Source organism: Shewanella aestuarii (assembly GCF_014647215.1).
Lineage (GTDB): Bacteria > Pseudomonadota > Gammaproteobacteria > Enterobacterales > Shewanellaceae > Shewanella > Shewanella aestuarii.
Map to the genome: position 1 here is coordinate 169,875 of NZ_BMOT01000009.1, position 19,537 is coordinate 189,411.

Annotated in this window: 14 protein-coding genes; 6 read left to right on the forward strand and 8 right to left on the reverse strand. The window is 40.3% G+C overall.

Going from position 1 to position 19,537, the window contains the following annotated elements; all coding sequences use genetic code 11:
* Positions 1–30 precede the first annotated feature (30 nt).
* From rfaD to IEY03_RS13765, 4 genes are read left to right on the forward strand one after another with little or no spacing between them, the layout of a single operon-like run.
* On the forward strand, positions 31–984 hold the full coding sequence (gene rfaD / locus IEY03_RS13750) for an ADP-glyceromanno-heptose 6-epimerase (RefSeq protein ID WP_188842661.1): 954 nt from the start codon (positions 31–33) through the stop codon (positions 982–984).
* A gap of 37 nt (positions 985–1,021) precedes the next feature.
* Entirely contained in the window at positions 1,022–1,867 is an 846-nt protein-coding gene (locus IEY03_RS13755) for a glycosyltransferase (protein WP_188842663.1), read from the forward strand.
* Between the two features lie 46 nt (positions 1,868–1,913).
* Positions 1,914–2,690 (forward strand): glycosyltransferase family 25 protein, encoded by a 777-nt coding sequence (locus tag IEY03_RS13760; RefSeq protein ID WP_188842665.1) that lies wholly within the window; start codon positions 1,914–1,916, stop codon positions 2,688–2,690.
* A gap of 8 nt (positions 2,691–2,698) precedes the next feature.
* Positions 2,699–3,808, forward strand: a complete 1,110-nt coding sequence (locus IEY03_RS13765) for a glycosyltransferase family 9 protein (RefSeq protein ID WP_188842667.1) — start codon at positions 2,699–2,701, stop codon at positions 3,806–3,808.
* A gap of 24 nt (positions 3,809–3,832) precedes the next feature.
* Here the strand turns inward: IEY03_RS13765 and IEY03_RS13770 are convergent, their stop codons facing one another.
* Positions 3,833–4,615: a substrate-binding periplasmic protein gene (locus IEY03_RS13770; RefSeq protein ID WP_188842669.1), complete on the reverse strand. Its 783-nt coding sequence runs from the start codon at positions 4,613–4,615 to the stop codon at positions 3,833–3,835.
* Between the two features lie 194 nt (positions 4,616–4,809).
* Here IEY03_RS13770 and IEY03_RS13775 point away from each other — a divergent pair, with 194 nt between their 5' ends.
* Together IEY03_RS13775 and IEY03_RS13780 are read left to right on the forward strand one after the other, a co-directional pair.
* Positions 4,810–5,811: an NAD(P)H-quinone oxidoreductase gene (locus tag IEY03_RS13775; RefSeq protein WP_188842670.1), complete on the forward strand. Its 1,002-nt coding sequence runs from the start codon at positions 4,810–4,812 to the stop codon at positions 5,809–5,811.
* A gap of 409 nt (positions 5,812–6,220) precedes the next feature.
* Positions 6,221–6,655: a hypothetical protein gene (locus IEY03_RS13780; protein ID WP_188842672.1), complete on the forward strand. Its 435-nt coding sequence runs from the start codon at positions 6,221–6,223 to the stop codon at positions 6,653–6,655.
* A 77-nt stretch (positions 6,656–6,732) separates the two neighbouring features.
* Here the strand turns inward: IEY03_RS13780 and IEY03_RS13785 are convergent, their stop codons facing one another.
* From IEY03_RS13785 to IEY03_RS13815, 7 genes are all read right to left on the reverse strand, one after another.
* The gene (locus IEY03_RS13785) at positions 6,733–8,658 is read right to left on the reverse strand and encodes a bifunctional diguanylate cyclase/phosphodiesterase (protein ID WP_188842674.1); all 1,926 of its coding nucleotides are present in this window, start codon (positions 8,656–8,658) and stop codon (positions 6,733–6,735) included.
* 7 nt (positions 8,659–8,665) lie between these two features.
* The gene (locus IEY03_RS13790) at positions 8,666–9,388 is read right to left on the reverse strand and encodes a transglutaminase-like cysteine peptidase (RefSeq protein WP_346056206.1); all 723 of its coding nucleotides are present in this window, start codon (positions 9,386–9,388) and stop codon (positions 8,666–8,668) included.
* Between the two features lie 10 nt (positions 9,389–9,398).
* A complete protein-coding gene (locus IEY03_RS13795; protein ID WP_188842676.1) occupies positions 9,399–10,004 on the reverse strand; it encodes an OmpA family protein in 606 nt (201 codons plus the stop codon).
* Positions 10,004–11,416 carry a TolC family outer membrane protein gene (locus IEY03_RS13800; protein ID WP_188842678.1) on the reverse strand — a complete coding sequence of 471 codons (1,413 nt, stop codon included), beginning with the start codon at positions 11,414–11,416 and terminating at the stop codon, positions 10,004–10,006. The genes IEY03_RS13795 and IEY03_RS13800 overlap by 1 nt, the downstream gene beginning before the upstream one ends.
* Positions 11,417–11,437: 21 nt before the next feature.
* On the reverse strand, positions 11,438–12,820 hold the full coding sequence (locus tag IEY03_RS13805; protein ID WP_188842680.1) for an HlyD family type I secretion periplasmic adaptor subunit: 1,383 nt from the start codon (positions 12,818–12,820) through the stop codon (positions 11,438–11,440).
* Entirely contained in the window at positions 12,817–14,994 is a 2,178-nt protein-coding gene (locus IEY03_RS13810; protein ID WP_188842682.1) for a type I secretion system permease/ATPase, read from the reverse strand. Before IEY03_RS13810 ends, IEY03_RS13805 begins: the two co-directional genes overlap by 4 nt.
* Before the next feature lie 86 nt (positions 14,995–15,080).
* Positions 15,081–19,537, reverse strand: a 4,457-nt coding sequence (locus IEY03_RS13815) for a type I secretion C-terminal target domain-containing protein (protein ID WP_188842684.1), incomplete at its 5' end; no start/stop codon positions are given.

The following is a 19,537-nucleotide window of genomic DNA, read 5'->3' on the forward strand; positions in this document are numbered from 1 at the left end:
ACATAAATCCAACCTAGTGGAAGCAATATTATGATCGTAATTACTGGAGCCGCAGGCTTTATTGGCAGTAACTTAGTTAAGACATTAAATCAATTAGGTCGCAATGACATTATTGCCGTTGATGATTTGACTGATGGCACAAAAATGTTCAATTTAGCGGATTGTGAAATTGCCGATTATTTAGACAAAGATGCTTTTCTTGCTCAGATAAAGTCGGGTCAACTCAACTACGAAATCGAAGTCATCTTTCATCAAGGTGCTTGCTCATCTACCACCGAGTGGGATGGCAAGTTTATGATGGAGAATAACTTTGAGTACTCCAAAACCTTGTTGCATTTTTGTCAGGCTAATAAAGTACAATTTATTTATGCATCTTCGGCTTCGGTTTATGGCGGCAGTGACACGTTTGTCGAAAAACGTGAACTGGAAAAACCGTTAAATGTTTACGCATATTCTAAGTTTTTATTTGACCAATATGTCCGTCAGCAAACATTAACTACCCAGGTTGCAGGACTGAGATACTTTAACGTTTATGGTCCTCGCGAGCAGCATAAAGGCGGCATGGCGAGTGTGGCATTCCACTTTAACAATCAAATTAATGCCAATGGCTTATGTCGCTTGTTTGAAGGTGTAGATGGCTATGAAAATGGTCAACAATTACGTGACTTTGTTTACGTAGAAGATGTGGTAAAAGTGAATTTATGGCTATGGAAAAATGCGACCGTCTCAGGCATTTTTAATTGTGGTACGGGTAAGGCTCAAAGCTTTAATGATGTGGCTAATGCGGTGATTCAATATCATGGTAAAGGGCACATCGAATATATTCCGTTCCCAGATAAGCTAAAAGGTGCTTACCAAAGCTACACTCAAGCTGATTTAACCCAATTAAGAAAGGTAGGTTGTCACCATGAGTTTAAGACTGTTGAGCAGGCCGTTCCTGAATATCTGGACTGGTTGAAAGCGCAACACTTTATTGGTCAGTAACCTGTTTTTAACTTTTTGAAGTAAAGTGGAACAACAAATGAAAAAGGCTATTTTTACATTGGCAATTGGTGATACTAATCCAATGTATAACGCAGCATTGCTGGGTTTTAAGTTGTATGCTGAAAAAGTGGGCGCTGATCTGATTGTGTCAGATCAATTTCATTACCCCATTAACATAGAAAACCCACAGCATACCGCAAGTCCAGCGTGGACCGAGAAGCTGTACATTAAAGAGTTACTGAAACAATACGATAGAGTTTTGTATGTGGATGCGGATATTATTATTACGCCGCATGCGAAAAATATATTTGAACAATATGATGATTTAGAATCCATTTATATGTTCAATGAAGGCGCGTTACTCGAACGCCAACCTGTGTTAGATAAAATTTTTGCCATAAAAGGACCTGTTGAAAACTGGCCTCAAGTTAACGGTCGTCCGGTGTATTTCAATTTGGGTTGTATGCTTATTTCAAATCAAAGCAAACTATTTGATATCGCTAATCTAGAGGATTTGCAGCAGGTTTGTAACCACATTAAGTACTATGAGCAAACCTATATCAATTACCTTATTCAGCGAGATGGATTAAAGCATCAAAGTATTGATGCAGAATTCAACCGTATGGATGTGTTAGGCGCAGATGGCTATCGGGATGCGAGCTTCATTCACTATGCAGGACGTGGATATACCAATTCGTCATTGAAGCGCGAAGTGAGATTTGTGAATGATTTTTGCGAGTTGAATAAAGGATTGATCGCAGCAGAAACATTGGCTGACATTAAGCAAAGTGGTTGGGATCTTTTTATTAATAAAGCCCATAAACGCTATAAGCTACCGAAAGTGATGGTGGATTATTTGGCGAAAAAGTTTGTCACTATCTAATTGCAGATGATTTATAGTATCCACCAGTTTATTTGGAGCAATGATTTTGCTTACATACAAAGTGCTTGTTATTAACCTTGCGCGTTCGCCTCAGCGTTTAACTGCTATATCGACTCAGCTAGCACAACTTGGTATTCCCTTTGAACGCATAGAAGGTGTTGATGGCGGGTTACTGAGCGCTGATGATATAGAAGCAGTATCACCTAAAGAGCTAGCTGAAAAAAGTTACCATAGAGCGCTAGGTAAAGGTGAGATTGGTTGCTCGTTAAGCCATAAACGCGCTTGGCAAAAAATTCTGGATGATGATTTAGATTTTGCATTTGTATTGGAAGATGACATTGGCCTTGAAGATAACTTTGCCGATGTAGTTAATTTAATGGCCAATTTACCGCATGCAAATTGGGACTTTATTAAGTTATATCCACTGCGACGTGGCGGTGGTAGCAATATTAGGGACTCGTTTGATTACCAAGGGCATCAATTTGTGAGTTACCATAAGTTCCCGATCAGTGCGGTCGCGCAGGTAGTGAGTAAACAAGGTGCAAGGTCATTGCTTAAGCACATGCCTTATATTTTAGAGCCTGTAGATGGCCACATTAAATCTTGGTGGTCGTTAGGTATTTATCCATTTGGGTTAATGCCTTACTGCGTTTCTGTGGATTTAGATGGTCTTTCAGATATTAATCCACACGGTGGGTTAGAGAAGATGAAACAACGTAAATTAACAAAGTTACGTTTAAATTGGACCCGCGCGTTTAAACGCATGTTAGCGACACCATCATTAGACAAGCATTTTAACCAATTTAAAAATAGTTTGAAGTAAGGAATATTGTGAACGGATTAGTCAGCCATCAGCAGCTTCTAGATGCCAAGCGAGTACTTTATATGACTCATTTGGCAATTGGTGACTTTGTTTATCAAGGTGTTTGGTTATCGGCGTTAAAAGCCAAATACCCACACTTAAGCATTGATATTTGGTTTGATGATTGCCGTAGAAGACCACATGAATGGGCCAGTGGCCGTAATCAAATTTTAACCGAATGGATTGATGCTATTGGTGACTTTGGTCATGTTTACCCTATCGTGTCGAATATTGCCCAACGCGAACAGTTTATTGCTAAAGCGCAACAACAAGATTACGACCTAGTGGTTTTTGTTGGTAAGAATCGTGCTGTTCAATATGCTCATCTGGCGAGGAAAATATCTCCTAAGGGAAGGGTAGTTGCCACAACTAGTGGGGTTAACTTTTTAAGTAAGTGGTTATATTTTAATAAATTAGATGGTGTAATCAGTTACGATGATATTGCTAATTCAACTCAGCATATTACTGAATTATATGGTCAATGTTTTGGTCAGTTATTGGGGCTTAATACAACAGATCTAGTGTCTGGCTATACTCAGTTAATGATCCAACCTGAAGCCCAGTTTACAGAGCAAGCTAAACAGATTATTACAGCCTTAACTGAGGGCGATACCTCAAAACGTGTATGCTTTATTAATCATCTCTCAACGGCTGAGAAAAAAGATTACCCTTGGTCTCAACTGAAAACTGTGATGTTGAAGCTAGCACAGCAATATCCTCAATTAGTGTTCATCATCAATACGCCGCCAAATAAATTGGCTGCGGTACAACAGGATGTGAATGCCGATAAAGTGCTTAGTGCCTTACCTATTCGTGTTTTTACTGCCTTGGATAATTTTTTCCAACTTCCTGCGTTAATGGCTGAATGTGATTTTTGTTTTAGTGTCGATACCGCCACCGCCCACCTTGCTGTCAGTATGGGCGTGCCGCAAGTCACTGTAATGGCTAGCAGCTTTAAACTTTGGCAACCATTAGGTGATAGCCTAATCTTAGAAGGTAGTGGTAAAGCCAGCTCTGTAGAACCTGAGACAGTGGTAAAGGCCTGTAAAGCACAATTAGATAAGATTATCTGTCAATAACGGTTGAGTGTAAGTTCATCGCATTTATAAAAATGCGGTTGAGCGCTTTTTTTTCAACTCAATTGAGTCGCTATCTACAGTGATCTGGTATTTATCGAGAATTTGCTGATATTCCCCTGATTGTTTTATTGCTGTCACGCCAAGGGCGAATTTTGCGAGGGCGGCTTCTTGGTGGGCATTAAAACCAATATACAAAGGCTGCTTGTCAGGCATGGAACCTGCGTACTGAATTTTATCAATCAGTCCCAGTTGTTTTGCGGTATATTCGATCACATGTCTGTTGTCCACAATGACCTTATGTCGACCTTTTATTAATCTAATAATATTCATTGAAAGAGGGTCTTCACCTGAAGCAAAAAAAATTGCTTTATGTCGCTGTAAATATGGCTCAAGTTCTTGACCATAGTCATAGCCTTTTATGACTGCCATAGATTGCTGATTAAGATCGCTGAGTTGGTGATAAGTCCAAGGATTGTTTTTGACCACGAAAAAGTCGTTGCTGAAATTACCCACTTTAGTATCAGTTATCAATAACTTATTCGCTTTCGCAACGGGTTCTGTGATGGCTAATACCGCATCAATATTGCCGACTTGCGCTTCTTTCAGCGCTCTTTTGAATGGCATTTGGGTAAAAACGACTTTATCACCTTGTGATTCAAAAGCTCGTTGCACAATTTCGACCAGATAACCTGGCTGAGTATCACAAACATAAGGGCACCATACATCTGAAGCAACATGGATATTCCTTGCTGATACAGTGAAACTGCATATCGTCATCACAGCCACTATCATCATTCTTCTAAGCATGGATTCCTCTAACTTGTGGTATGGCGTGGCTATCATTAAGCATTTACTGTTATACAGCAATATATTTAGCTTATGGATGTTACTATTTTTGGGCTAAATCACTAAATGTTGTGGTTTTTGTTGATGTTATCGTCACTATAGCGCTGTATTTGATTCATTTTTGTTAATTAAAAGCGACTAGGAATAGGTGCAATATGCTTGATAATTACACGGTTAGACAGGTTGATTTTGAACAGCCTGGAGATGCGAATGTAATGCAATTGTCCCAAGGACAACTAGCTTGTTTACAACAAGGGCAGGTGAGAATTAAAGTCCATGCTGCTGGTGTTAATGGGCCTGATATAAAGCAGAGAATGGGAGCCTATCCTCCACCAGAGGGCGCGAGTCCAATTCTTGGTTTAGAAGTTGCTGGGGTGATTATTGCCGTTGCAGATGGTGTGACACAATGGCAAGTTGGCGACCATGTCTGCGCTTTGGTTCCTGGGGGAGGCTATGCTGAAGCGGTTAATACTTATGCGGCTCATTGTTTATCTATACCAACCGGCTGGAGTTTTATTCAAGCTGCTGGGTTGCCTGAAACATTTTTTACCGTGTGGGGCAATGTCTTTATGCGGGCAGGCTTAAAGGCTGGTGAAACAGTCCTAGTGCATGGTGGATCAGGTGGTATAGGTAGCACGGCGATTCAGTTAGCAAATCAATTGGGGGCAAAAGTGTTTGCAACCTCTAGCTCTGAAGAAAAGTGTCAGTTTTGTTTAAGTCAGGGAGCCTCATTTGCAATTAATTATCGTGAGCAGTCTTTTGTAGAGCCTATATTAGCCTTAACAGATAAAGTTGGCGTTAATGTTGTAGTAGATATCGCTGGTGGTGATTTTATTAATGAAAACCTCAAGGTGTTAGCCATGGATGGCCGCATGGTGTCTATTGCCATGCAGAGGGGCGCTAAAGCGACGGTAGATATATTCAGAATAATGGCAAAACGTATTATTTGGACTGGTTCAACACTGCGCCCGCAAAGTGTCACCGCAAAAGCGCAAATTGCCAATCAACTTCGCCAACATGTTTGGCCTTTGCTTGATTCTGGCAAATTGAATATTGCGATTGATAAAGTGTTTATGTTTGATGAGGTAGTCGCTGCGCATCAGTATATGGAGTCTGGTTTACACAAAGGTAAAATCATCTTAAATATAAGCAATTAAAAAATGTCATAAAAAATCTCATAAAAAACTTGAAGCATAATAAATTTAAGCTAATCTGCATTTATCAAATGTTAGTTGAGTTGACCGAATTGGCGCGATATTTAAGTCTTTGGCTCATATTTTAGTGAACTAAAGTTGAGATTTGATGCTAAGGGGTAAAGGGTATGTGTAAACGTGCGCTATCTCTTGATTGGCCGAGGATTGGCTGATTTATATTCATGATGAGTTTTTTTGTTCTTTTTTGGCAAAAAATTGAAAATTTCACCTATTTAGGCATTGATTCTCTGCAATTTTCTGTTTAAATACCCACATTATTAAAGCTTAATAATATTGAGCAAAGCTTTAGTTTTTAAAGCTCATATAACATATCTTTTTAAGTATATGTGTTGATTTAAGGGCGTTAGCATATATGTATAACATAGCAAAGAAACAATTATGGGTCGGCGAGTTAAGAACGGCAAGAGGTAACACAATTGTCATTCATGATGGCCAATTACCTGAAGCGTCTAAAGGGCGTGTTTATTTATACAACACGGTGCGCAACATCATTGTTGAGTATGTTGAAGATATCGTTAAGGTAAATTTACACGATCTTGATGATGCCCAAGTTAAAGCTGCTTTAGAGCAATTTGGTGATGCTTGGAAAGCGGTTCGTGCTGAGTTTATGGTGAAACACCAAGCTCGTATTGACTTGTCTAAAGTGCCAGATACTGCGCCACCGAAAAAAGTGAAGCCAGCACCAGAGCCAGATGAAACTTCTGATGATGATATCGATGACTTCGATGACACCGATGATGGCGACGATGATGACTACGACGAAATGGGTGATAACCTAGACGATTAATTTATCGTGTCATATAAACAAAAAAACCAGTAGTTGCACTACTGGTTTTTTGTTTACTGTATATGACGTAATTCGATTTAGTCGAGGCTAATATCCACAGGAGGGTTAATAAAGCCTTGATATGCATCTAAGCGTAAATCGCTGAACCGTGCCAATTGTTCCTGCTGTTGAATTCCCGTCACAATAACCTGAATGTCTAATCCTTTTGCGACATTGACTAGCGCCCTGCATAACTCACTGTTATGCTGATTTTCCTCAATAAAGGCAAATGATTGATCCAATTTCACATAACTCGGGCGCAGATTCTGTAAATAGGCCATAGAACCAAACTGACGTCCAAAGTGATCAATACCAAAATGTGCACCACTGTCACGAATAATATTACACAAATGCTCACAGGCGGCTAAATCGCTATAGACACTGGCTTCAGGAATTTCAAAGCAAATGCGTTCAGGCGATTTGTGATTTCTTAAAAAATGTTCTATCCATAAGTGGAACTCGCGATCGCTGATACTTTGATAGGTCAAGTTAATGGCTACGGGCTCATAATTGCGATCAAACAAGTGGTATTTATTAACCGCCTCAATTAAGCAACGGTCTAGCATGCTCCCAAGTGACAGAATGTCAATAAACGGCATAAACTGACCTGCATGTAACACTTTGCCATCAAGTGTTAATTGGCAATAGAGTTCTCTTTGACAGGGAGTGTTTCTTTGATTTTCTAAAATCGGTTGCCAGCGGAATTGGAATTGATTGTTCTTAATCGCATAGGTTAATTTGTTGCGCCATTCATCACGATTAAATAACTGTTGTTGATTACTTTCAAACCAATGAAAAACTTTATTATCTGTAATTGATTTTTGTAAAGCCGTATCTGCCTGAGCGAGAATATCAGAGACACTCATTTGCCCAGAGCGTTCAGCAATACCGATATTGAATTGCTCATTGGGTTTGCAACCCGCTTTCGATACTTCTTTATTGACTGTGCGAATGAGAGTTTGCAAGTAGCTTACTAATTGTTCATGTTCACTTTCTTCAACTAAAAATGCAAATTCATAGGCAGCGATACGCGCTATTACTGATGGGGTAATACTGTCTAAACTTTGGTGTAATTTTTCGGCTAATAATTTAATGGTTTCATCGCGAACTTGATAACCATATTGGCTATGAACATTTTCAAGCCAGTCCATTTTAACTAAAAATAGCGCGCCTGAGTTAGGTTCACTTAACCAGCCATTGATACGGCTCACCATGTATTGGCGGTTTGGTAAGTCGGACACTTGATCAACTAAATTCTTTTTACGTAAAGCAGAAACTTCGTCATCTAATGAGCTAAACACCTGCTTTAGCTGACTAGACATACTATTAAAGGCTTGAACTAATTCTTTTAATTCGGTTGTTTTTGGCGTGGGCATATCAGGGCCAAACTGACGGTTGGCAATTTTTTTTGCGTGTTCTGAAAGTGTATGCAAAGGTTTTAATATGATGCTTAAACCAACACGGGCAAATAGAATAGCCACTAAAAATAGTATCGCAAATACAATCACAGTATTGGATAGTATGCGCCACATCTCATGGTAACCAAACCCAGGATGTGCGGTAATTTCAATTTTAGCGAGTTGTAACCAGCCAGAAGTAATCACGTTCTCTTTGACAATAGGCTTAAATATACCTAAGTCAATAAACCACTGCGGTACATTTTGCACCCTGATGGCATTATTCCAAACTTGCTGTTTACCATCGACTAGCCAGGTCAATTTTATCTGTTTGTAATAACCGCCTTCAAACAGCACATTCACCAAGGTTTCAGTCGCCACGGTATCACCCGACTCTAAAGCCGGAACCAGCATCAAACTAAGTGAATGACTTGCATTATTGAGGTCAGACTCCATTTGCTTGGTTAGAAAGCTTTGGGTCTCGTTAAATTGCACGTAGGCTAAACTAGCTATTGTCAGCGAGAATAGTACGAAAAGTAACGCATAAATCTGCCTAAACAGGGTCATGAGCTTACTACTCCATGTTAAGTTTGGGTTGACGTAGGCGGTCAACACCTAAGCGATTTTTTAAATCATTCCATTTTTCAAGTCGGGATGATGAGCCAGCTAGCACCCCACGACCTTTTTCTTTGTTCAGCCATAACTGTTTACCGTTAAAGCTATACACTGGCAATAAGTCACCACGTTGTGTTGCAGGCTTTATTTTTGTATCTAAATTATCTAAAACTAGCGGGATTGACCCTGGTGTTTCGTAGTAGGCCAGCACCATATGGTATTGATTTACAGTGGTTGCTTTTACCATGGTGATGCGTAATTTATCTTCAGCAATACCCAATTGCAGCAGGGTAAAATATTTTGCAATCGAGAAGTCTTCACAGTCGCCACCATTCACCCCGATAAACTCCATTGGTGTTGCCCAATAATTTGAATCACCCCAAAGCACTATGTCGTCGACAAATCGAAACAGATTAAAAAATTGGTTCACCTTTTCGAGTTGTTGTTTTTCCGATAAATCTTGTGCTTCAGCTACAACCTTAAACCATGCTTTGGCTCGTAACCCAGCTCGTTCACCATAACGCTTGACAAGGGTAGAGGTTATTTTGTTGGCATCAAGTTTTTGCGGCGGCGCCGCGTAAAGTGTAGATACAGTTAAAAAGGCTGCCACAATCAAAATGTGGCAGCGTTTTTGTTGTATGGACTTATTGAATCGTAGCTGACTCAAAAGCGGCATGTCCATTGACTACTCTTTATTTTACTTCTTCATCAACAGTGTAAATATTCCATTTTAAATCTGAAGCGGTATCTTCGCCTGTTACTTCTGCTATTACGCGGCGATTGACGATTTCCGCTTCAGGTGTACCACTGGTGTCTATCAACCTATCGAAGCTATAACCAATAGACTTTAAACGAGACTGGGCAATACCATAAGTATCTCTTAACACATCGGTCACTGCAGTGGCTCTATTCTGGGATAGTGCCAAATTCAATTCGTAACTGCCTTTGTTACTCGTATGCCCTTCAATCACAACGCTGGTAGAAGGGTATTGCTTTAACATCACCGCAATTTTTTCAATTTGAGGATAATACTGAGGCTCAATGTAATAAGAATTATTAGCAAATAAAATTTTCAACTCTTGACGTTCAGCAATACTCTTAATTGCGCCACAACCATAATTGTCAATGTCAGCACCCGTTAAAGTGCCAACACAGCGCTCTCTTGCGACAATCACGCCGTCTCGGTCTTGATCGGTTAAGTCAAATTTTTGTTTAGTGACTTGATCATGGACAATCACATCATTCATCGAGCAAGCACTGCTCAAACTCATCACAAATAGTAAAATGAAGTAGCGCATTATTTGACTCCTCCTTCGTAGCTACGTTCACCTTTCCATAAATCTGGACGGGTTACTCGTAAAGATTCTAATAATCGACCTGTTGAATTTAATACTCTGTATTTAGCAATAATTTCATCATATTCTGTTTGCAAATAATCTTTGCGGGCTTCAAATAGCTCATTTTCAGTATCCAGTAAGTCAAGTAAGGTGCGCTGACCTAAATTAAACTGTTGAGCATAGGCTACTTGAGTTTGTTTTGAGGCAATGACATGGTCACGGATATACAGTTTTTGAGGTGAAAGCATTTCATAAGCGTTCCACGCTAATGTAGCACCTTCAACAACTTGACGATTAGCACGTTGCTGAATTTCTTTTGCTTCATTAATTTTATAAGCAGACTCTCTATCGCGAGCAAGATCTTTACCGCCAGCAAATAGGTTATAGCGCATTCTTACCATGGCAACTAAATCGTTACTATAACCATTCACGTTTTGGCTAGCGAATTGGCTATAACCATCTTCGCCATTAACATCGTTGTTCCAGTTACCACTCAATTCAAGATTGAACTTAGGATAGTAATTTGATTGTGCAGAGTTACGCTCTTCTTTTGCCGCGTTAATGTCACTTTCTGATGACTTCAGAATAGGGTGACTTGCAGATGCTAACTTAACGCTTTCCGATAAACTGCTCGGTAGCATGTCAGCATCAGGCACAGGCAGAATTAAATCATCAGGTGCAACTTCAACGATACGAATATATTGTGCTTTTGCATCTTGAAGGTTGTTTTTTGCAGAAATCACATTTGCATTGGCTCGTGCTAAACGGCCAGTAATTTGCGATAAATCGGCAATTGAGCCTAAACCTGAATCAGTTCTTTGTTTAATTTGCTCATGTATCTCTTGATGACTTGCCAAATTCTTTTCGGCAAGCAACAGTACTTGTTCAGCTCGAATATAATTGAGATAGACTTTAGATACATCCAATGCCATATCTTCAGCTGCAGCCATCAGTGCCCATTGCTCTGCACTGGCTTCGAATGAATAGCGATCAACTTCACTGCTGGTATAGAACCCATCAAAAAGCATTTGTTTAATACTAAAACCAGCCTCGCCGCGTTCAAGCTCCATCACCCCGTCATCAAAATTATCATTTAGAGGCTGTACTTTTCTGCGAGAAGAGGGACTATCAGTTTGTTCCCAGCCATATCCGGCAGTAATATCTACTGTGGGCATATAACCTGATATAGCCTGATTAACTTGCTCTTCTCGTGCTTTAAAGCGATTAAAAACAATTTTTAGTTCTGGATTTGTGTCCAATGTATGCGCAACCGCTTGTTCTAGCGTTTGGCTAGAGGCAGTTGGGGCAATTAACATCGACAAGCTTAATGCAATAGCACTGAACTTAAATTGTCGATTGATTTTATTGTTCATTTAAAAAACCCTCCCGGTTCTTTAGCGCTCTCTCAGCGCAGTATCTTTTGCTCTTAAAATGGGATTTAGAATGTACTCAAGTATGGATCTTTTCCCTGTAATAACGTCCACCGAAGTGAGCATACCGGGAATAATTGGCATCTGTGTGCCATCGTCTTTTATCAAACTCGATTCTTCAGTTCTTACTTTAATGATATAGAAACTGTTGCCTTCTTCATCCTGTGATGTGTCGGCACTAATGTGTTCCACCGTTCCTTTCAATCCGCCATAACGTGTAAAGTCATAGGCGGTAACTTTAACGACTGCTGGTAAACCCGGATGTAAAAAAGCAATATCTTTGGGGATGATTTTTGTTTCGATCAGTAATCGGTCTTCTGAAGGCACTATTTCAATAATCTCAACACCAGGCTGAATGACACCACCAAGTGTATTTATGTGAATAGATTTAATCGTCCCTGCTACAGGTGAAGTGATAACCGCTTTACTCACTTTATCAAAAGCCCCAATTTGAGCCTGATTCATACGTGAAAGTTTAGTCTGCATTTCATTCAGTTGCGCACGTAAATCAGCAGCATAGATAAAAACCGCTTCACGGCGCTTTAATATAGCTTCATCCATCGATGCTTTTACTTTTGGGCGCAATAAACGCAATGATTGTAATTCACCTTGGATGTCGTTCACAATACGTTCAAGTTTTAGTAGCTCAACTTCGGGCACAATGCCTTTTTGGGCCAATGGTTTGGTCAGTTCTAGCTCTCTTGATACTAATTGATAGCTGGTGGTCAAGGTTGATATTTTGGATGCTAACTCTTCAGTTTCCTGTTGGCGTTGTTGAATTTGACGCACCAAAATTTCAAGCTGATTACTAAGATTATCTAAGCGACCAGAGTATTCTTCCTGCTGACGCTTAACTAATGCTGGCTCCTGTGCAATTAATTCCTCAGGAAAAATAAGAGATTGCTTGGTAATTTTTACTTGTTGGCGCCAGTCTGCTGACATGTCTGATATCAAAATACTGTCTAATTCGGCTCGCATACGAATAACATTAGTTTGTAATCCATAAACTTCTTGTTCTTGTTGGGCGAAATCAGAGCGAAAACGTGTATCGTCAATACGTACAAGCGGTTGGCCTTTTTCAACTAAAAGCCCTTCTTGAACATAAATTTCTTGTAAAATACCGCCATCTAAACTTTGGATCATTTGTATCTGAGTCGACGGTATCACTTTACCCATGCCAGTAGTAACTTGATCTAATTCAGAAAAGTATGTCCAAATAAAGAAGCAAACCATCATTGCCGCTAATGACCATATAATTAAACGATGTCCAGTTGGCGCATCAGTCATCATGGCACCGTATACATCATCGACCATTTCTAGGTCTTCTGTCGTAAGGTGTTTACTCATGCACTTCTTTCTCCTGCCATTGCGCCTGAGTTTAATTTAGCAAGTACTTCGTCTTTTGGACCATCAGCCATTACATGGCCTCTGTCTAGGACAATAATACGATCCACTAAATTAAGTAAGTGCATTTTATGCGTGATCAGTAATAGGGTTCTATCGCGGCTAACTAATTGCATTGATTTAATAAATTGTTTTTCAGCTCTAGCGTCTAAACTCGCAGTTGGTTCATCCATAAGTAAAATCGGTGGGTCATTAAGGGTTGCTCTTGCTAAGGCGACCGTTTGGCGCTGACCTCGGCTCAGTGATAAACCACCTTCACCGACTTGCAAATCTAACCCTTCAGATTCAACATTGGTAAATAAACTCACACCAGACAGCTGCACAGCTCTCATTAACTGATGTTCAGTAACTTGACGTGAGCCAAATAAGATATTATCTCGAATGCTACCGTGAAATAAGGTGATATCTTGGGGTAAATAACCAAAATTACGCCTTAAATCACTAGGGTGAATTTGTCCTGAATCCAAACCATCATAACGAAGACTACCTTGGGTTGGCTTGTATAAACCCAATAATAATTTAGCTAAAGTACTCTTACCTGAACCATTACGACCAATAATCGCAATACGCTCTCCTGGTTGTATTCTTAACGATAAGGGATATAAGCTAGGTTTTTCTGTGCCCGGAAAACTGAAGCTTAGATTGTCAGCTTCAATTTTACCTGAAATACGCTCTTTACTAACCAGATGACCTTTGTTTTCAAATTCATCATCTTGCTCCATAATTGCATCAAGTTGACGAAGAGAGCTTATAGTGTAATTACCTCTAGTGATTAGTCCTGCAAGCTGTGCCATCGGCGAAATAGCTCGACTAGATAACATCACGGCGGCAATAATGCCTCCCATTGATATTTCGTTATCAGCAAGTCGATAAACACCTAGAATAACCACTAATACCACAGTCAATTGCACCATAAAATTAGCAATATGCGTGACATGATTTGACAATTTCTTGGTGATTAATTGCCAATTAGCCGTATGGCCAATCATTTGTTGCCAACTCTTTTGGACAAGTCCTTCAGCCCCATTGGCTTTTATTGATTCAAGTGCGGTTAAGCTTTCAATAAGGTGCCCATGTTTTAAGCTAGCAAAACGATTACTTTCTTCAATAGCTTGTTTTAATTTCGGCTGTAAATAAAAGGTGGTTGCGATAATAACAATACTACCCAACACAGGAATTAAGGCTAAGTCACCCGCAACGATATAGATAATAAATACGAACAGCAGTGCAAAGGGTAAATCAACCAAAGCTGTAATTGTTGCGGAAGTTAAAAACTCACGGATACTGTCAAATTCACCTAGTTGCCTGGCCATTCCGCCTACACTTGGGGAGCGTTTTGATAGCGGAATGCCCACAGCTTTTGCGAATAATTTTGACGACACAATAATATCGACTTTTTTACCTGCAACATCAATTAAGTAGCTTCTTAATTGTCGCATGATAAAGTCAAATAGGTAGGCAATGCTCGCCCCGATAGCTAATACCCAAAGAGATTCAAATGCAAGGTTAGGCACGACTTTGTCATACACATTCATGATGAAAAGTGGTGAAACCAAAGCGAACAAGTTAACGAGTACAGAAGCAATTAACGCATCACGATAAATAGAGGCTGAATCTTTTATACTTTGCAATAACCAGTGGGTACTGTTGTCATGTAAATGAACATCAACACTTTTATCGCCGCGATAATCCTGTTTGACTAAAAACAGATACCCGACATATAAAGACTCAAGCCCTCCAATGGATAATGTATCTTCGCCACCGGTTTCAGGTAACTGAATAATTACTTTATCATTATCAAAATCAATTTTTCTTAATACGCACGCTTTCTTATCTTTCAATAATAAAATACAAGGTAATAATATTTCTGATATTTGATTTAAATCTTTGCGAGATAACTTAGCTGATAATCCAGCTCTGCCCGCAGCTTGAGGAAGTAACTCAGGGGTAATAACCGACCCTGACAAAGGAAGACCTGCCGATAAAGATTCTATGGAACATGGGCTACCAAAATGTTCGGTTAGCAAAACTAAGCAATCGAGTAGTGGATCAATAGTTACTCGTTGAGAAGCTGAAATCGTCCACTGATCGCTTTTTTTAGACGCAGTAATAGACACCTAATAAGAGTCCTAAATAATTATTGTAAGTATATTAATAGAGTATACGTCACATAATACTATGTGACGTATACAATGTATTTCTATTAAGGAATCATATTTCCATGTAATGGCTCAAGAGGCTCAACATATAATGAGATTGCTGATGTAGTCGTTGCCGTATCGACAATTAATGCACCATCATTCAGTAATCCATTGATGATCACGCCATCAGTCGTTGAGCCGTACTCTGCCGATAAATCTACGCCATCTAGCACGATACTTTGATCTACTTTTCCATCTTTATCGACATCAATTGAGATAGTGGTATTACCATTATTGAACGAGAAATGTAGAAAATCATCTAAATTTCCATTTTGTTCATTTTGTAATAAGTCACTGAGGTGAAGCTTATTATTTCCTACCTCAAAGTCCATTATGGTGTCGGTACCAGTGTCGCCTTTAGACCATACAAAGGTATCATCTCCTAAGCCACCAATTAATGTGTCATTGCCTAAACCGCCGATAAGTACGTCATTATCAGAACCGCCATCTAATGAATCATTGCCTGTTCCGCCAATGAGTATGTCATTGCCACTTCCGCCATGAAGTTCATCATTCCCGCCTTGACCAAACAAGATATCATCACCTTTATTGCCGGCAAGAATATCATCACCGTCATTTACCCGCGAGGTATCAAATAGTGAAGTATTTGCTGTAACGAATTCATGAACATCTTGAGTTGAAACATCGGCGGCATTCTCACCAGTTTGTTGCGCAACAAATTTTTGCAATGCGGCGTAGCCTTGCCCTTCTATTCCATCAAATTGCACCAAATCACCGAAGATAATGTCATCACCAGCGCCGGAGTTGACGCTATCATAACCTTGAATGAGCGACAATTCAGATCCTAAAATGACACTCGCTAAGTTGTTAATATTGATGTTGGTTGCGACATTACCATCTGAGTCATAAGGAGTAAGCTTGTTCAGACTGATGCCGTTGCCAATGCCGATCGCCTCTACATTAGACAGAGTGTTAAGCACCTGGAAGGCTGCTAGGGCTTCAGACTCAGCGTTGACGTCTGTGCCATTGCCGTTACTGTATCCAGATGCGATCTTAGCCACATAGTAGTCGCCGTTTTCATCCACTCTTATCGTACCAATCTGGCGGCTTTGCATGGAGTCATTATTATAGCCCGACCAATAATTAATATTACCGTATTCATCGACAATGACTTTACCTTTGTGAATCAGCTCTTTGCCAGGGACATAATTGTCGAGAAGATCAGACAGATGTTTGTCGTCACTAAATTCCCAATTCTCTGTGTAATATACCCAAACATCTTCAGGAGAGGCGTCAACATTGTAGTTGTTTGTTTCACCGTCTGTGATGAAGTAGGTCAGGTTAGTGCCGGTATTTGATGCTGCCGAACCATTGTTAAACCAATCGATGACAGTTTCAAAGGCTGCCTCGTAGTTGGTTCTACCGCCATCATTTATGCTATCCAATACATTTGAGAGTTTGGTGATGGCATCAGCGTCGGCAAGATTTACCGCAATATTGGCTTTGGTACCGCTATCAAAGTCTACGAATAAAATATTGACGGTTCCCGGCGTTGCACCACCAACACTGGCTTTAAGCGTGTTAAAAACTTGAAGCAACTGTGTTTTTGCGGCGTCAATTGCAGACTCACCCATACTGCCAGATGAGTCTAGAATAAAGGCGATATTATAATTCTCACCTTGAACAATTTGAATACCCGTCGTATCACTGACAATAACGTCGTTATTGTCAGTTCCGGTGATGGTGTTATCGCCATCAGTACCATTGTCATAGACATAGTCTCTTAACGATATATCAAGAGTTGTTTGACTGGTCGCAATATCACTATTACTTGATTCAACTGAGCTTGCTAAAATCGTTAACGTAAACTCTTGATCACCTTTGTAATCTTCAGCAACTTGTAACTTGATATTCGGTAGATCACTAATTGATACCGTCCAACTACCATCAGCATTGAGTGTGCCTGCAGTCAGATAAACACCGCTAGGAATGCCTGAAATAGTGACATCTGTTAAGGTCTCACTACCATCTGTATCGACTAAATCAACATCGATTGATAATGGGATTTGCTTAATCTGTAGCTGTGTTATTTGACCTTTATCATCGATAATGTAGACGCCATCAGCAAAAACAAGACGCTCCACTTCATACAAGTGATCGCCAGCATCTAAATCATTGGTATTTACCGAGCTGGCATCAATGCCACGCTTATCATTGATTAATATATAAGGCGTTACGGAGTGGTCAGTATGGTTAGTAATAACATAATCAGCGAAATTGCCTGAGTAAATAGCGGTGTCAGTACCCGCTCCACCATAAATAAAGTCGTTTAATCCGCCACCAACAAAGACATCATCGCCACTATCTCCAAGCAAGTTGTCGCTTAAATTACCACCGACTAAAATATCATCACCGCCTTTACCGGTAAGCATATTCGAGTCGTTAGAATCGCCTTGTAAGTAATGGTTTTTATCGTTATCGGCAGTAGCATTGCGACCTGATTTAGTGGCTTCAATGGTAATACTAAAATCATTGGAGCCAATAGTGTGAGTCGAATTCAGCGTATTATCTGCTGAGGCATTAATCCAAGTTAATTGCCCCTTCGATACTGTTAATATAGGCTCATCAGCTCTGGCATCAATGTGGATGGTAACCGTTGCAGGCGAACTCTCATTGGAGCCGTCTGTTGCAATATAGGTGAAGTTTGCTAGTGCTTCCCCTTGATTTCCAATGCCTGTTGCAGAGTTTCCACCATCAGCTTGATCGTTAGCAGGAACAAATCGTACGCTTCCCGCATCAAACATTGCTGACGTCAGTAACATTCCTACAGTCACAGCTTCCCATTGTCCATTTATTAAGTGTTGTAGCTCACCATTAGCTGCATTGGGTAGTGCCGTAATCTTGATGGATAATTCATCTCTGCTGTTATTGGTATCAGTAATGCTCAAACTGTCCCAATTAAGTAATAAAGGAGTATCTTCTATGCCCTGTGTTAGTGAATCGACAGACACGGGTGCAGTATTCGTTTGCACCGATACAGCGAAGTGTCCAGTAAAGCTGTCTCCATCACCATCCGTTGCTACAACATTAAAGTCTAGCTTTCCATCAGCCGTAGGCTGCATTACTTGATATTGATAGAAATCCCATTGGCCTGTATGAGGAGTAAACTCTACTTTAAAGACCAGATCACCATTGGCAGTTTGACCAACTAAGGTATTGCCTGATTGAGTGATGATAACCGCATCACCAGTAGCTGTCAGAAGTCCAGTTTCATCAGTTCCACTAAACACCAAGGAGCCTTTCCCATCAGCGCCCCATTGGGTATCAACAGACCCAGAGGCGTAGGCAATGGCGACATCAGCAGCCCCTAAAAATTCTATGGTTTTAATTGATAAATCACTATTGTCACCGTGAGCCGCATTAAAGCCATTGTCAGTAGCTTTAATTATCATTTGATCAAACCCACCTTGTAATACTTCAAAAACAGCGGCGTAATCACCATCATTTGCATCGGAGCTAAATGACTGCGTAGCAACAAGCTGGCCGTCTCGATAAAACTCAACGACTCCCACTTCAAGCTCTCCACCGAACATCGCAGAAAACTCGATATTGACACCATATGCAAGGGTGCCTGGATCTAGCGTGATTACTATTTCTTCAGAGGCTTCTGAGCCATCTGCAAATTTACGGAAATCGATCTCTCCATTAATCTGATGATATGGCGCACCTACACTTTTAACACCGATCCCGTCGCTATTACCAAACACAGAAGCTGCCGTTAATGAAGAATCAGTGGCAGAGGTGAAACCTCTAGCAGTAATGGTGAAACCATCAAAATCAAGCTCATTATTACTACCGAGATTATTTGTGAGTGAGAAGCTTCCAATCAATGTATTAGGGATATCTATGTCGGTTACCGCTACTACATTAGCATCAGCAATTACAGGAGCATCATCTTCAATTATTACAGTGAAATCGCCGACACCAGAAGCGCCGTTGCCATCGTTAACCACAATGCCAAAGTCGAGTGAAAGATTATCTTCAGACTGAGTATCTGCATGATCAACAGGAGCTAACAGCGTCACGTCATATGACCAAGCTCCCGAAGAACCATTTGCTGGAGCGGTTAGAACAACAGTCATCACAGCCACATATGAGCTTGTATCCGGTGTACCAATATATCCTGTTAGGGTATTTGTACCATCCCAAGTCCATTGAATGAGATCGCCGCCTGAAGTTATGCCGGATGGTCCTGATAGCGATACAGTCAGTAAGTCTCCATCTTCATCGTTAATATTGATTGTTCCAGATGCAGTTGCAAAATTGGTCGTATCAGTATTGCCACTAGTATCAGCAATACCATCAGGTAGACCTTCTTCTGATACACGAGAATTGGTAGTCGAGGTGATTACCGGGGTGTCGTTAGTCGCTGTGATCACCGGAGTGTCACTGTCTTGACCGGTTAAGCTGCCATCGGATACGGTCAAGTTGATAGCCG

Coding starts and splice junctions, on each gene's coding strand:
- rfaD (WP_188842661.1), top strand. CDS start 31: ATGATCGTAATTACTGGAGCCGCAGGCTTTATTGGCAGTAACTTAGTT.
- IEY03_RS13755 (WP_188842663.1), top strand. CDS start 1,022: ATGAAAAAGGCTATTTTTACATTGGCAATTGGTGATACTAATCCAATG.
- IEY03_RS13770 (WP_188842669.1), bottom strand. CDS start 4,615: ATGCTTAGAAGAATGATGATAGTGGCTGTGATGACGATATGCAGTTTC.
- IEY03_RS13775 (WP_188842670.1), top strand. CDS start 4,810: ATGCTTGATAATTACACGGTTAGACAGGTTGATTTTGAACAGCCTGGA.
- IEY03_RS13780 (WP_188842672.1), top strand. CDS start 6,221: ATGTATAACATAGCAAAGAAACAATTATGGGTCGGCGAGTTAAGAACG.
- IEY03_RS13785 (WP_188842674.1), bottom strand. CDS start 8,658: ATGACCCTGTTTAGGCAGATTTATGCGTTACTTTTCGTACTATTCTCG.
- IEY03_RS13790 (WP_346056206.1), bottom strand. CDS start 9,388: ATGGACATGCCGCTTTTGAGTCAGCTACGATTCAATAAGTCCATACAA.
- IEY03_RS13795 (WP_188842676.1), bottom strand. CDS start 10,004: ATGCGCTACTTCATTTTACTATTTGTGATGAGTTTGAGCAGTGCTTGC.
- IEY03_RS13800 (WP_188842678.1), bottom strand. CDS start 11,416: ATGAACAATAAAATCAATCGACAATTTAAGTTCAGTGCTATTGCATTA.
- IEY03_RS13805 (WP_188842680.1), bottom strand. CDS start 12,820: ATGAGTAAACACCTTACGACAGAAGACCTAGAAATGGTCGATGATGTA.